The sequence below is a fragment of the Bremerella sp. JC817 genome, assembly GCF_040718835.1.
GTDB lineage: Bacteria > Planctomycetota > Planctomycetia > Pirellulales > Pirellulaceae > Bremerella.
Genome location: NZ_JBFEFG010000104.1, coordinates 1 through 362 on the forward strand (window position 1 = coordinate 1; position 362 = coordinate 362).

Here is a 362-nt window from a genome sequence, read left to right on the forward strand (position 1 = left end):
TTCGATCAACTGGTCGCTTCGTACCTGGTGCAGCCTCGACCCCCGTCGAGGTCGAGCCCGAGGCGCTGGAACAGGCGAGGGCCCAGGCCGCCGTCACCCGCCTGGTCGACACCTACCGCGAGGTCGGCCACTATCTCGCCGACCTCGACCCCCTGCAGCTCGCCGGCCGCCGCGAGACGTACGACCCGCTCGACCTGGGCGAGTTCGACCTGGGGGAGCAGCACCTGAACCAGCCGTTCTTCACCCGGCTGTTCGACCCGCCGCAGGCCACGCTCAAGGAGCTGATCGGCGAGCTCCGCCGGACCTACTGCGGCACGATCGGCGTCGAGTACATGCACATCCGCGACCGGAGGATCCGCACC

1 pseudogene is annotated in these 362 nt (G+C 69.6%); it reads left to right on the top strand.

Going from position 1 to position 362, the window contains the following annotated elements:
* Positions 1-362, top strand: a pseudogene (locus AB1L30_RS00475) (hypothetical protein); the annotation flags it as partial.